Origin of the sequence: Vibrio orientalis CIP 102891 = ATCC 33934 (assembly GCF_000176235.1) — a bacterium.
Taxonomy (GTDB): domain Bacteria; phylum Pseudomonadota; class Gammaproteobacteria; order Enterobacterales; family Vibrionaceae; genus Vibrio; species Vibrio orientalis.
This window is the reverse complement of the sequence record NZ_ACZV01000004.1, coordinates 1,077,761-1,091,868: the sequence shown is the minus strand read 5'-3', so window position 1 is coordinate 1,091,868 and position 14,108 is coordinate 1,077,761. Positions and strand designations below refer to the sequence as shown.

The 14,108-nt window shown below is 46.9% G+C and carries 11 protein-coding genes; 8 read left to right on the top strand and 3 right to left on the bottom strand.

Features of this window, described 5'->3' with window-relative positions; all coding sequences use genetic code 11:
• Positions 1–201 precede the first annotated feature (201 nt).
• Complete coding sequence (locus tag VIA_RS08415) at positions 202–2,367, top strand: glycoside hydrolase family 19 protein (protein ID WP_004416061.1); 2,166 nt, start codon at positions 202–204, stop codon at positions 2,365–2,367.
• An 84-nt stretch (positions 2,368–2,451) separates the two neighbouring features.
• On the opposite strand, the gene VIA_RS08410 is transcribed toward VIA_RS08415, so the two are convergent.
• Positions 2,452–3,966 (bottom strand): aldehyde dehydrogenase (NADP(+)), encoded by a 1,515-nt coding sequence (locus VIA_RS08410; protein WP_004412415.1) that lies wholly within the window; start codon positions 3,964–3,966, stop codon positions 2,452–2,454.
• 30 nt (positions 3,967–3,996) lie between these two features.
• The gene (locus VIA_RS08405) at positions 3,997–4,998 is read right to left on the bottom strand and encodes a 4-hydroxyproline epimerase (RefSeq protein ID WP_004412414.1); all 1,002 of its coding nucleotides are present in this window, start codon (positions 4,996–4,998) and stop codon (positions 3,997–3,999) included.
• A gap of 111 nt (positions 4,999–5,109) precedes the next feature.
• Here VIA_RS08405 and VIA_RS08400 point away from each other — a divergent pair, with 111 nt between their 5' ends.
• The 7 genes from VIA_RS08400 to VIA_RS08370 all read left to right on the top strand — a co-directional run bounded on the left by VIA_RS08400 (position 5,110) and on the right by VIA_RS08370 (position 13,020).
• Entirely contained in the window at positions 5,110–6,375 is a 1,266-nt protein-coding gene (locus VIA_RS08400) for an NAD(P)/FAD-dependent oxidoreductase (RefSeq protein ID WP_004412413.1), read from the top strand.
• A 170-nt stretch (positions 6,376–6,545) separates the two neighbouring features.
• A complete protein-coding gene (locus VIA_RS08395; protein ID WP_004412412.1) occupies positions 6,546–7,625 on the top strand; it encodes a polyamine ABC transporter substrate-binding protein in 1,080 nt (359 codons plus the stop codon).
• A gap of 54 nt (positions 7,626–7,679) precedes the next feature.
• The gene (lhpI, locus tag VIA_RS08390; RefSeq protein WP_004412411.1) at positions 7,680–8,645 is read left to right on the top strand and encodes a bifunctional Delta(1)-pyrroline-2-carboxylate/Delta(1)-piperideine-2-carboxylate reductase; all 966 of its coding nucleotides are present in this window, start codon (positions 7,680–7,682) and stop codon (positions 8,643–8,645) included.
• A gap of 79 nt (positions 8,646–8,724) precedes the next feature.
• Positions 8,725–9,639: a dihydrodipicolinate synthase family protein gene (locus VIA_RS08385; RefSeq protein WP_004412410.1), complete on the top strand. Its 915-nt coding sequence runs from the start codon at positions 8,725–8,727 to the stop codon at positions 9,637–9,639.
• 131 nt (positions 9,640–9,770) lie between these two features.
• The gene (locus tag VIA_RS08380; protein ID WP_004412409.1) at positions 9,771–10,892 is read left to right on the top strand and encodes an ABC transporter ATP-binding protein; all 1,122 of its coding nucleotides are present in this window, start codon (positions 9,771–9,773) and stop codon (positions 10,890–10,892) included.
• Complete coding sequence (locus tag VIA_RS08375; protein ID WP_004416064.1) at positions 10,889–12,169, top strand: ABC transporter permease; 1,281 nt, start codon at positions 10,889–10,891, stop codon at positions 12,167–12,169. Before VIA_RS08380 ends, VIA_RS08375 begins: the two co-directional genes overlap by 4 nt.
• Before the next feature lie 2 nt (positions 12,170–12,171).
• Entirely contained in the window at positions 12,172–13,020 is an 849-nt protein-coding gene (locus VIA_RS08370) for an ABC transporter permease (protein WP_004412407.1), read from the top strand.
• A 135-nt stretch (positions 13,021–13,155) separates the two neighbouring features.
• On the opposite strand, the gene VIA_RS08365 is transcribed toward VIA_RS08370, so the two are convergent.
• Complete coding sequence (locus VIA_RS08365) at positions 13,156–14,043, bottom strand: helix-turn-helix domain-containing protein (protein ID WP_004412406.1); 888 nt, start codon at positions 14,041–14,043, stop codon at positions 13,156–13,158.
• Positions 14,044–14,108: the final 65 nt, after the last annotated feature.

The following is a 14,108-nucleotide window of genomic DNA, read 5'->3' as shown; positions in this document are numbered from 1 at the left end:
GAGTATAATGTCAATTAAATGAATTTTTTTGCGCCGGAGTGCGTTTATCAATCATTATAATTCATGCTCTTTGTTAGGCTGCTTCCATATATCGCTCTCAGTTTCGTCATATCACTCCAATTGATTAATTTCTGTGCCTATGTACTGCGCTGGCCAATATAGTTAACTCTCCACAATCTTAGGTTTATAGGGAGTTTAAGCATGGAAAACAAAAACTTAAGTCTGAATAAATTGACGTTAACACTGATAGCTACGGGGCTTATTTCTACGGGCGCATATGCGTTACCAAATACTGCCCCAAGCAGTAAAACGGTACCTAACGTAGAATCGATAGCTGTGTACAACCATAGCCTGAGTAATGAGAGAATCTTTGCGAAACAAGCAGCGCAACGTGAAATCTATTCTGGTTGGGACCAACTACCTGTGTTTGATGTTAATAAAACGTATGAACATGCAGATTCGAGCGTAAAGTTTACCGATGGCCAACGCTGGGGGGTATTCAAGAATAAGTGGTGGGTGAAAGGTGAATCGCCAAGTTTTACCGACGGAAATGGAGCATGGGAGTTGGTTAGCGAAACTGATATTTTAGGCCACTATTTGCCTGAATCCGTGACTGTGAATAATTGGCTCAGTTCGTCGGCTTACAACGCGGGGGATCAAGTAAAGCATTCGATCAATGGAGAGGAGCTTTATTTCGAAGCTAAATACTGGACTCAAGGTAGTGAACCAGCCCTGACTGTTTCGAATGGTGGAACGGTTCAAGATTGGGAAACGCCGTGGACCCAAATCGATGGGGTCTCTGATGATGTGACTCCGCCAGTGACTCCTGACCCTGATCCAGAACCACCGGAGACAACAGATCCTGAAACTCCTGTTACACCGGACCCAGAGCCGGAACTACCAATCATTCCAGAGCCAGAGCCAGAGCCAGAGCCAGAGCCAGAGCCAGAAATCCCGGTTACTCCAGATCCAGAATTACCAGGTGAATTTTGGAACTCGACAACGGCTTATGTTGCTGGGGACAGAGTCAGCTATACGATTGACGGCTCAACGTTATTGTTTGAAGCAAGATACTGGACGAAAGGTGACAAGCCAGTGCTGACGGTATCTAGTGGTGGAACGCTGCAGGATTGGGAAACCCCTTGGCAAGTTGTTGATGGAGTGGTTCCGGAACCTGAGCCAGAAGTGCCAGTCACGCCTGAACCTGAGTTACCTGTTACTCCAGATCCAGAACCGGAAGTGCCGGTAACACCAGACCCAGAGACTCCTGTTATTGATCCACCTACCGACCTGCCAGCCGATGGCTATGAATTCTTGAGTGAGCTAACTAACGAACATTGGGATTGGTTCTTCCCTATGCGTTCTGGTCGCTACAACATGGGAGGGGGAGCTCGTAACCAACCTCCATTTGCTCTCGCTGATGGTTCTAAAGATACATTTAATCTAGACGCATTCAAGCGTGCGGTACTGGAGTACAATACGTGGGCGGAAAGTAAAGGCTACAAACAGTTCCTGAATGAAGGGACTAAGTCTCAGCAAGCTCTAGAATTTACAAGCTTTTGGGCGAAATCATCGCGAGAGACTTCTGGCTCGTGGGACAATGCTCCCGCGCCATGGATCGTGAACGATAAAGACGCTGGCATTGTTTGGAAAGGTGCACTTTACTGGGTTGAAGAAGTGGGATACTCAACTAACCCTGACGGTACTAGCCCGGCAATTAACTATGTTGATGCTGGCTCTACCGCTTACCCACCAGCTGAAGGGCGCTCTTACTATGGTCGAGGTATTATTCAGCTGTCTTGGAACTATAACTATGGTGCGTTTAGCTACTGGTTGTATGACAATGGCATGATGCGTGATTTGATCACTGAACGTGATACCTTGTTGAAACGTCCAGATTATGTCGCAAACCAAGGGGATTTATCGATCTTATCGGGTATTTGGTTCTGGATGACGCCGCAAGGTGCAAAACCATCATCGCATGATGTCATGATGGGTAACATCACTCACGTCTCAAGCAGTAGCCAAGAGTTAGGGTTACCACAACGTAATGATGGCGGCAGTATTGTTACGGCTGAAGGTGAGTCTTACGATGAGGCTGTTATCTCCTACCGTTTAGGCACAGTGACTAACATTGTGAACGGTGGATTAGAGTGTAATAAGGCTGCGTCTTACCATACTGGTCCAACTCAACGTGCTTCATACTACAATGCCTATGCTAAGTATATGAATGCGAGTATCAATGGTATTCAGGTTCCTACCGTTCAAGATTCAACCAACGTTTGGTCAGTTAAGGTTAACGATCAAAGCCCTGATAATCTAAAAACGTCGACTTGTTACGCTCAAAAGAGCTACTACGGTTGGTAATATACCAGTGAAAACCTAATCGGTTTGATCTAAGAAACAGCCTGCTCAATGTAGCAGGCTGTATTGTTTTTGGCCTTATTAAGCCTATTTCCCATCCACCGATTGGCGAACACTGAGCGGGTTTTGTGATTTAAGGGCGTCGGGTAAAAGGGCTTCTGGTACTGATTGATAGGCAACCGGTCTTAACCAACGTTTGATTGCCTCAGCACCAACAGAGGTACTGGCTGGCATAGTTGAAGCTGGGTAAGGACCGCCGTGCACCATGGCATAACTGACTTCAACACCGGTAGGCCAGCCATTAAAGACGATACGACCTGCGACCTCTTCAAGTTCATCAAGCAGTCGAGAAGCAATAGGGTAGTCTGGTTCTTCGGCATGGATGGTTGCAGTTAAGCTTCCAGCCAAGTTTGTGCTCAGTTGCAGCATATCTTGGTCATCTTCACACACTACGATGATCGACTGTGGTCCAAAGATCTCTTCTTGCCACTGTGGATTATTACGCCACTCATCGCTGGTGGTTTCAAACAGCATTGATGGTACACCATTATCTGGTTGAGACTGAGTACGAGTTAAGCCGCTTTGACTGGCTCTTTCTTCGCTTTGGACCAAATAGTTATGTTTAATTCCACCAGTCAGCATGGTTTGCCCAGGCTGCTGCTTAATACCTTGGCGAACGGTGGCAATGAATTCCTCACTCGCTTTACTTTTAGCCACAAATACGACCGCAGGTTTAGTACAAAACTGCCCGCAACCCATATTCATCGAAAGGATGTACTCTTCCGCCAGAGATTGCGCATGTTCTGCCATGCGATGGGAAAGAATAAATACAGGATTTGAAGCGCCTAACTCACCATAAAATGGGATTGGTTCTGAGCGGCTCTGAGCTAGATCGAATAGGGCTCGGCCACCATGAATCGAACCTGTGAACCCAACCGCTTTTATGGCTGGATGGCTGACAACGGCTTGGCCAAGTTCGTGGCTCGTGCCTTGCAGCAGCGTAAATATCGCTTGGGGTAATTGTTGTGCTTCGATTGCTTTGGCAATGCACTTTGCCACGATTTCACTGGTGCCAGGGTGAGCAGGGTGGCCTTTCACTACCACAGGGCAACCCGCCGCGAGAGCCGAAGCGGTATCACCGCCGGCAGTGGAAAACGCGAGAGGGAAGTTGGAAGCACCAAATACCGCGACTGGGCCTAAACCAATGTTTTGGCGACGAATATCGGGTTTAGCAAGTGGCTCTCGATTGGGATTAGCGGTATCAAAAATCGCTTCTTGCCATAATCCGCCCTCTACCACGTCAGCGAAGAGCCTTAGCTGTGCAGTTGTACGGCTTAGCTCCCCGTTGAGCCTGGCTGGTGGAAGGGCTGATTCTAGGTTGGCTCGTTCAACGATCGCTTCTCGCTGCTCTTCAAGGCAATCTGCAATCGCTTGTAGCAATAGGCTTCGAGTCTTGGGCGATGTTTGACGAAATGACTTTGCGACTTCATGAGCAGCAGAGGCGGCAAGATTAACGTCGGCTTGATTGTGTTCGGCAAATTGGCCAGCTAGCGTTTGCTCAGTCGCTGGGTTTAGTGCGTAAAAGGTGTGGCGAGTACTCATAACGTTTCCTAAATATGGGGTTAATTGGGTTTATTTCAGTTCAAATCCGTACGCATACGGGTCTTGGTCATCGACCCAAATGGTGTTGTGCCCCGTGACTTGTGCCCAGCCTTCAATACTTGGCAGTATCGCTGCTCGACCATTTACCTCGGTAATGCCTTCGATTCGTCCGGTGAACAAACTGCCAATGATGCTCTCATGGATAAAATCTTCTCCTTGTTTGAGTTTGCCTTTGGCATGCCATTGCGCCATACGCGCGCTGGTTCCTGTACCACAAGGAGATCGGTCGAGGGCTTTTTCTCCGTAAAACACAGCGTTCTTGGCGGTAGATTCTGGGCGAGTTGGCGTGCCAGTCCAAAGCACATGCGACACGCCACAAACGGTTGGATCGTTAGGGTGAATGCACTCAACCGCTTGAGAAACCGCTTCGCGAACTTTTGGGCTCAGCATTAAAATTTCATCGGACGTGTAGTGCTCTAGTCCTTGGTAATTTTCTTGTGGATCGACGATGACGTAGTAGTTGCCACCATAAGAAACATCAACGGTGATCTCGCCTAACCCTTCAACTTCAACCGTGACATCTTGGTGAGCAAGATAAGCAGGGACGTTAAAGATCTTTACTGAGGTGACCTTTTCGCCGTCTCTTTGATAGTGCACTTCAATCTGTCCTGCAGGTACATCTAGGATTAATCGACCTTCTTCTTTTGGGGTGATCAGCTTGTGTTCTAACGCAGAGGTGACAGTTCCAATGGTGCCGTGGCCGCACATCGGTAAACAGCCACTGGTTTCAATAAACAGAATCGATGCATCGGCATTGTCACTACAAGGTGGCAGTACCACGGACCCTGACATCATGGCATGACCGCGAGGCTCAAACATGAGCGACTGACGGATCCAATCATAGTGTTCGAGGAAAAACTGGCGCTTATCGCTCATGGTCTTTCCTTCTAGCGGAGGCACGCCGCCTGCAACTAATCGAACCGGATTACCACAGGTATGTGCATCAATACAGAAGAAGGTTCCTTGTCTCATTTCTCGCTCCTTGAATAAGAAATTGGTTGAAGTAGAGAAATTGGATGTTATCGTGATGTTAAGTATATTTTATACAATTTTGTTTTTGAAACGTGATAAGGAGCAAAATAAATGGTGAACAAGAAATCATCAATCCCACAAAATATCGCCGTGGTTGGCGGTGGTGTTATTGGATTATGTATCGCACTAAAGCTGCAGTTAGCGGGTGAGAACGTCACCATTTTTGATAAGCGTGGCGTGGGAGAGGGGTGTTCTAAAGGTAACGCTGGTCATTTTGCGACGGAGCAAGTTTTTCCTCTCGCAACGCCTGCGCTCTTGCCCCAGTTACCTAAAATGTTGCTGTCGCCAACCAGTCCGGTATCGGTTCGATTTCAAGATGTCCACCGCACGCTTCCTTGGATGGTTCGGTTTCTATTAAAGGCTAGAAAGAAGGCTTCAGAGCATGCCACTCAAGCACTGACGGAGTTAAACCGCGTCGCGATGGAAAACTGGTTTGAGCTGCTAGAGCAAGTCGGATTATCGGAGTTAATTACCATGCAAGGTTCATTGTTGACCTTTGAGAGCGAGTCACTGTTTGATAGCTATCGCTCAACACTAAACAGGTTACGTGAGCAAGGGGTGAATTGCCAAGTCTGGGAGCAAGAGAGACTACGTGATGAACTCCCTTATTTATCAGCCAATGTTAAAAAAGGGGTGTTTTTCCCTGATACGGGACATACCTCAAACCCTTATAGAATGTGCATTGAGATGGCAGATGTGTTTGAGTCAATGCAAGGTCGATGGATTAAAGAACAAGTTGATGACGTATTTTTTGATGGTGAACTGGGCGTCGTCGTGACGCCGTCGCTCAGCCATGAATTTGATAAAGTCGTTATCGCAACAGGCGCAGAATCGGCCCCACTAGTAAAGAAAATTACTGGAGTTAAAGTGCCGATTCAGGCCGAGCGTGGTTACCATTTAATGGTGCCAAAACTGAAAAATTGTTTGCCGTTTCCCGTTAGCTCAGCGGATAGAAAATTCATTATGACGCCGATGGAGACGGGTCTACGTTTGGCAGGGACGGTCGAATATGCAGACATCGATTCCCCACCAAATATGCAGCGCGCCAACATGCTTAAAGGGTTAGCAACAGGATTATTGAAACCAGAATGTGAACTTGACTCGGTCGGTGAAAGCTGGATGGGAAATCGTCCCTCATTGCCTGATTCGTTACCTGTAATCGATACTGCTTTGAATGGCAAAGTGCTACTCGCGTTTGGTCACCAACACCTTGGTCTGACGCAGGGGGCTATCACGGCTGCTTTGATTTCTCAGCTTCATACTGAGAGCGAAACCATAGTCGATCTTTCGCCATTTGCGCTAGATCGCTTTTGCTAAAATTTTTTAAAATTAAATATTGTATAAAATATACAAGCGCATTATGTTAATTAAAAGTTAATGAAAATTAAGTTCAAAAAACGGATTTGATTTGATGCCTTACAGCAGTATCTGGGCGTCCAATAATTTCGGGAACACTCCCGATGTGACAACAACAAGGAGCAAAAATCATGTCAAGAAAGACGATGACACCACTCGCACTTATGGTTTCAGGACTGCTGTTAGGAACGATTAATATCGCCAACGCGAGCGACAAATTAACGGTCGTATCATGGGGCGGCGCTTTTACTAAAAGCCAAGTAGAGGCGTACCACAAACCTTATGTTGAAAAGACAGGCGTTGAATTGGTGTCTGAAGATTTCAGTGGTGGTCTAGCAGAAATCAAAGCGCAGGTAGAGGCGAATAATGTCCGTTGGGATTTAGTATCACTTGATAAGCCAGACATTGTCCGCGGTTGTGCGGAAGGTTTATTGGAAACCGTTGATCCTAGTATCTTACCGGCCGGAGATGATGGTACGCCAGCGAAGGAAGATTTTATTCCAGGGGCAATCCATGAATGTGCAGTGAATACCATCGTGGTTTCAACGGTACTTACCATCAACGAAGAAGCCTTTAATGGTAAGGCTGTGCCATCAAAGCTGACCGATCTCTTCGATCTTGAGCAGTTTCCGGGTCGCCGAGCTCTACAGAAAATGCCACAAGGTAACCTAGAGTGGGCGTTGATTGCTGACGGTGTTAAACCCGAAGCTGTGTATGAAACTCTTGAAAGTCCAGAAGGTCGAGCTCGTGCTTTTGCTAAGTTAGACAGCATTAAGCCACAAGTTGTGTGGTGGACAACGGGAGCTCAGCCGCCACAAATGTTGGCAGACAAAGAAGTGGTGATGGCGTCTGCATTCAATGGCCGTATTCACAGTGCCACTCAAGAAGAGGGTCAGCCGTTCAAAATCATTTGGGATCATCAGTTAGGCTATATGAATGGCTGGGCTATTCCTAAAGGCAGTCCTAACCTTGAGCAAGCTCTAGACTTTATTAAGTTTTCTTCGGGAACCAAACCACTGGCTGACCAAGCGAAATATGTTGCTTACGGTCCTACGCGTAAATCATCTTCAGCGCAAATCAGCCCGGAGATCCTAGCCAGCTTGCCGACAGCGCCTAATAACTTCCAAACCGCGTTTTTGATTGATGATGAGTGGTGGTCAGATTATGCCGATGAGCTGAATGAAGAGTTCAACACTTGGCTTCTTAACTAACCCTAAGCTCTAAAGTGGAGGCGAGATTGCTCGCCTCCTTAAAAGGAATATTCAATGATCAATCTCGATGCGCAGCAAATTGTCAAAAGTCTAACGATGAAAGGTTTGATTGACTCGATGCGCCAGACTTATCAGGAACAATCGACCATTCCTCAGCGCAGAGTGATGCCTTTAGAGGAGGGCAGCTACGACGCGTTTGCCTTGCTACCTGCTTGGAGTGAGTCACTTATTACGGTCAAAGCGTTTACTTATTTCCCGCAGAATTATCAGGAAGGAAAAGACACTCTCGCTTCAAAGATCTTAGCCTTTGATCGCGCTAATGGTGAGCCATTGGCACTCTTGGATGGCAAGGTGCTGACGTTTTGGCGCACTGCTGCGGCATCTGCATTGGCGGCTGACTATTTAGCACGTAAGGATGCGAGTCGCTTACTGATTTGTGGTACAGGGAACCTTGCTCCCTACATGGCTTACGCTTATGCAGCTATCCGTCCGATCAAAAAGGTGTTGGTGTGGGGGCGCGATAAGCAAAAAGCTCGTCAGACAATCGATACCATTTTGTCGAGCAATCAATATCAGTCACTCCCTATAGAAAATCAGTTCGATGTTGAAGTGGTGGATGACGTGAACAGTACATTGGCACACATCGACATCGTTACCTGCGTAACGGGATCAGATAGGGCGCTATTTGATGGTACTCAACTTCAACCTGGGACACATGTCGATCTGATTGGTAATCATGATAAAGATAAGCGTGAATGTGATACTTCGACGGTAGTACGTTCTAGTGTGTTTGTTGATAGTAAAGTTAACGTCTTAGCCGAAGCGGGAGACTTACTTATCCCGATTGAACAAGGGCTATTTGCCGAACAACAAATCCAAGCTGAATTGACCGAGTTGTGCTCTCAAACTCACTCAGGTCGTCAATCTCAACAAGAAATTACGTTATATAAATCAGTCGGCAGTGCTCTGGCCGATCTTGCTGCAGTTGAGTTTGTTCTAACCCAGAAAGAGATTCTTTAATTTTTGAGGATAGTCCTCATTTATCGCGGTTTCGGCCGTATTTTTAAATTGCATAAAATATACAAATGGAAGGTATAAGATGAACGTAGATTGGAAAGGTGTCTACCCAGCAGTTAGTACACAGTTTCGCAAAGACCAAAGCATTGATCTAGATGCGACTCAGACGGTAATTGATAACCAGATTAATGACGGTGTAAACGGCATTATTTGTCTCGGTACTGTGGGTGAAAACTGCGCGCTCTACCCTGAAGAGAAGCGCCAAGTTCTAAAAGCTGCACAAGAAGTGGTAGCAGGCCGTGTACCTCTTATTGCAGGGACGGCAGAGTCGATCACTACGGCTGCTGTTGACTATATGCAAGACGCACAAAAAATCGGAATTGATGGTTGTATGGTGATGCCAGCGATGGTCTATCGCACCTCAGACAGTGAAACGGTTGATTACTACCGTACGCTTGCTGAAGCGACGCCTGAGATGCCAATTATGATCTATAACAATCCCGTTTCTTATGGCGTTGATGTCTCTCTGGACATGATGGCGCAACTGGCAGAGTGCGAAAGTATTGTTGCAGTTAAAGAGTCGACCACAGATACCCGCCGAATCACTGAGTTGTATAACCGTTTCGATGACCGCTTCACCGTATTTAGCGGCGTTGACGATATTGCCCTTGAATCATTGATGCTTGGTGCGACGGGGTGGATTTCCGGTCTAACCAATGCGTTCCCTGCTGAGTCTGTCGCGATTTATAAGCTTGCGAGTCAAGGCCGTTACGCGGAAGCACTAGAAATCTACCGTTGGTTCTTACCATTACTTCGTTTAGATACGATTCCGACTTTGGTGCAGTGCATCAAGCTAGCGGAGCAGGTGTGTGGTCGAGGCAGTGAACAGGTGCGAGCTCCACGTCAAAACCTCAAAGGTGACGAGCGTGCACAAGTGATTGCCTTAGTTGAGCAGGCGATTGCGACTCGCCCTGATTTATCGAAATACAAGCTGTAACTCCCCAAAAGTTACCTGGTTAAGGGTAAGGAGTTCCTTACCCTCAATCCATTTATGTAAACGGCTTATTAGGTCGTTAAGCCGTTTACCTATTTGGGTTGCCAAACATATTGCTATTAAAAGGATTCGCAATGGCACTGCAGAAGGAATACGTGAGCTTTCAACACGTACAGAAAACCTATGATGGTGAAAACCTCGTCGTGAAGGACTTCAATTTGGCGATTGAGCCGGGTGAGTTCGTCACTATGCTTGGCCCGTCAGGCTCGGGCAAGACTACTTGTTTGATGATGTTGGCAGGGTTTGAAACCGCAACTAAGGGCGAAATCTATATTGATGGAACCCCAGTGAACAACCTTGCTCCGCATAAGCGTGATATTGGCATGGTGTTTCAAAACTACGCGCTCTTTCCGCATATGACGATTGCAGAGAATCTCGCTTTTCCATTGAAGGTGCGTAAGTTATCGGCAGAGGAAGTTGAGCGAAAAGTGACATCCGTGCTTGAGATGGTTGAGCTTGCTCATGTCGCTAACCGTTACCCTAAACAGTTGTCCGGTGGGCAGCAGCAGCGTGTCGCCTTAGCTCGTGCTTTGGTGTTTGAACCTAAGTTAGTGCTAATGGATGAGCCACTAGGTGCGCTCGATAAACAGCTTCGTGAACAGATGCAACTTGAGATCAAGCGTTTGCATGAAAAGCTCGGCATTACCGTGTTGTATGTAACTCATGATCAAGACGAAGCATTAACGATGTCTGATCGCATCGCGGTATTTAATAATGGGGCAGTGCAGCAGCTCGCTTCTCCAACGGATCTTTATGAGTCACCAAGCAATGCGTTTGTAGCGCAGTTCATTGGCGAGAATAACCAGATTCAAGGCGTCGTCTCTCAGCTTGATTCGCATCGTTGCACTGTGAGTGTTAATGATCTTTCTATTAATGCCAAACCAGTGAAAGTGGCCAGTGTGGGTGAGACTACCCTGTTATCTGTACGTCCAGAGAAGATCGTTGTCGAGCCTGAAGCGGGTAGCTGTGATAACGAGTTAACTGGGTTGCTAAGAGAGCTGATTTATCATGGTGATCATCACCGCTTAGTGGTCGAGATTACGGGTGTAGGCGATATCGTGGTTAAAGTGCCTAACGACAGTCATGGTGAACGCACGTTTGTTGCAGGTCGTCAGTATACCATCGGCTGGCTTAGCCAAGATTGTCATGCGCTTGATTGTCAGCAAGTGCAAGCCGAGCATGAGGTAGCCGCATGAGTCGCGAACTAACAGGACTAAACTCGGTTTTGTCATTGCAGCGCAAGCTGGTGCGAACGGACCAAAGTCTCAAAGCCCAACTCAAACGTGCCGAGAGGCAAAAACAGATTCGCTCCATTTTGCTAATTCTTCCTTTGGTCTGTTTTATCTGTATCACGTTTGCCTTTCCTATTGCGGAAATGCTCTATCGAAGTGTCGATAACAATGCGCTGCCGAAAGCGTTTCCACACTCTTCTAGTGCGATAAAAGAGTGGGATTACCAAGGCTTACCAAGTTTGTCGATTCAGCAAACCTTTATGGGAGAACTTAAACAGCGCTATCAAGATAAGACGCTACCCAAACTGGCGAATCGAATGAATATTGAAGTGTCAGGTATGCGTAGCTTGTTAATGAAAACAGGGCGAAAACTGGCTAAGTTAGAGTCGCTGCCGGAAAACCTTGAAGAGATTAAAAAGCTCGATAAACGCTGGTCTAAGCCGCAATATTGGGCCGCGCTGAAAAACCTCAGTTCACCCTATACCTTGAGCTATTACCTTGCCGCGCTGGATTTACGTTACGACGCCAAAGGTGAAGTGAGCGCTCAGCCAGAAACAAGACAGGTATATGTGGACTTGTTTACCAAGACATTAGGTATGTCGCTGGTGATCACCGTAATCTGCTTAGTGATGGCTTATCCAGTCGCGTATTTACTGGCAAATCTTCCGGATAAGCAAGCAAACTTGTTGCTGATTGTGGTGCTCCTGCCATTCTGGACTTCACTTTTGGTTCGAACCACATCTTGGATCGTGCTGCTGCAAAACCAAGGTGTGGTGAATGATTTGCTGCTTTGGCTTGGGATCACCAGTGAGCGCTTAGCCATGATGCACAATACCTTTGGCACTATCGTGGCGATGGTGCACATCTTACTGCCGTTCATGATCTTGCCGCTTTATAGCGTGATGAAGGGGATTAGTCCAAGCTACTTCCGCGCTGCTCGATCATTAGGTGCAACGCCTTCAGTTGCATTCGTTAAAGTCTACATGCCACTGACAATGCCCGGAATCGGTGCGGGTGCCTTACTGACATTTATTCTATCGATTGGTTTCTATATCACACCGGCGTTGGTTGGTGGGCGCAGCGGGCAGATGATTTCAAACATGATTGCCTATCACATGCAAACTTCATTGAATTGGGGAATGGCAGCCGCACTTGGCGGGTTGTTGCTCGCGGTAGTGACAGTGCTGTTTTATCTGTTTAATCGCGTCGTCGGTATTAATAACATCAAGGTAGGAGGTTAACTATGGCACTGCCAGCTTATTGTAATATGCGCGAGCGAGTGGGTTACGCGACCTACCTAGTATTTTGTACCTTGGTGTTTCTGTTTCTTATTGCGCCAATCCTGATTATTGTGCCGCTTTCGTTTAATGCGACGCCTTACTTCACCTTCACTGAAGGGATGTTAAGTCTCGACCCTGATGCTTATTCAGTGCGTTGGTATGTTGATATGTTTACCAATAGTCAGTGGCTGATGGCGCTTAAAAATAGTACCTTAATCGCCATTAGTGCGACGATTGTTGCGACAGTGCTCGGAACATTGGCGGCGATGGGATTAGCAGCCAATAACGTCCCATTTCGCAATGCAATTATGGCGTTTCTGATCTCGCCAATGATTGTTCCGGTGATCATTTCTGCTGCCGCGATGTACTTCTTCTACACTCGCTTGGATTTATCGCAAACCTTCACTGGTATTGTGCTAGCGCATGCCGCATTGGGGACGCCTTTTGTGGTGATTACTGTGACAGCGACTCTAAGCGGCTTTGATCATAGTTTAGTACGAGCGGCGTATAGTCTAGGAGCTAACCCAGTCTATACCTTCAGGCATGTGACCTTTCCATTGATTCGTCCGGGGATGATTTCCGGCGGTCTATTCGCGTTCGGTACTTCTTTTGATGAAGTGGTGGTGGCGCTATTTATCACCGGGGTTGAACAAAGAACGGTACCGAGACAGATGTGGTCAGGTATTCGCGAGCAAATCAGTCCAACCATTCTTGCCGTGGCGACACTGCTGATCTGCATGTCAGTCATGCTGCTGCTTACGCTAGAAATTTTACGCCGACGCAATGTGAAGATTCGCGGGATCAAGGAGTAGGTTTATCGATTTTTGGAGTAGGGCAAGTCAACTGTTTAGGTTCTGTCCATATGTCCTAGTAGGCAATAATCCCCTGACTTGCTATTTCCATAACGCCTCAATATTTGAGGCGTTTTTTTTAACACCATTGTTAAGTTATTGAAATCGTCTACGAAATTGACTCGGGGTCATCTCTTTTACTGTTTTGAACTGCCTGTTGAAATTAGACAAGTTCTGAAAACCCGTTTTCTCGGCAATGAGTGCGATAGGTTGCGCGGTACTGGCGAGCAATTCGCAGGCTTTGCCGATGCGAAATTGCTTTAGGTGATCAGAAAAACTGACGCCGTAGTGCTTTTCAAACAAGCGATAGGCGGAGCTTTCGCTCATATGCAAATACCGACCAAGGTCAGAGATTCGAATTGTATCCGCGTAGTTGTTTTCGATATAACGAGTCGCCAGTTGAACCTTTTGCTGTGCTTCTTTGTTCCCCGACACTTGGCTGATTCGATAGGGGGAAGCCGATAAACGCAACGACTCGGCATCATTGGCGATCAACAGTAGTACTTCAATGACACGAATGGCTTGAAACTGTCGTTCGACTTGCTCAATGCCATTGAGACGTTCAGCAACCTGTTGTGATATCGCGGGGCTAAATTTGATGCCATAGGCTGAGTTTTCAAGTAGCCGCTTGATATTGCGAGCCTCAGGGATTGTCGCTTGCAGCTTTTCTATCCAGTGGTGCTTGAGCCAGACAATCACAGAGTGGTGCGGTTTTTCTTCTGAACCGTTGATTTGGCCAGTGATCATGTGGGGTAGCCCCGGTCCATATAAGAGCAGAGTATTATGATGGACTGAGCCTACTGCATCTCCGGCAAAGTAATTGCCACTAAATACATATTCGGGGTCTTGGTAAAGGACCAGTTCATATTCGGTGTGATAGTGCCAAGAACAAGCAAAATCTTCTTTTTTTACTCGGCAATGATATTCGCGAACAATCCAATCATTGCTCGGTGTATCCATCACGTTTTCTATGAACGGTTTCATTGCTGCTCTCCCTTTTATTCGCCGTCAAGATTAGTGTAATTGTTGCTTTTCTGTCAAAGGTGGAT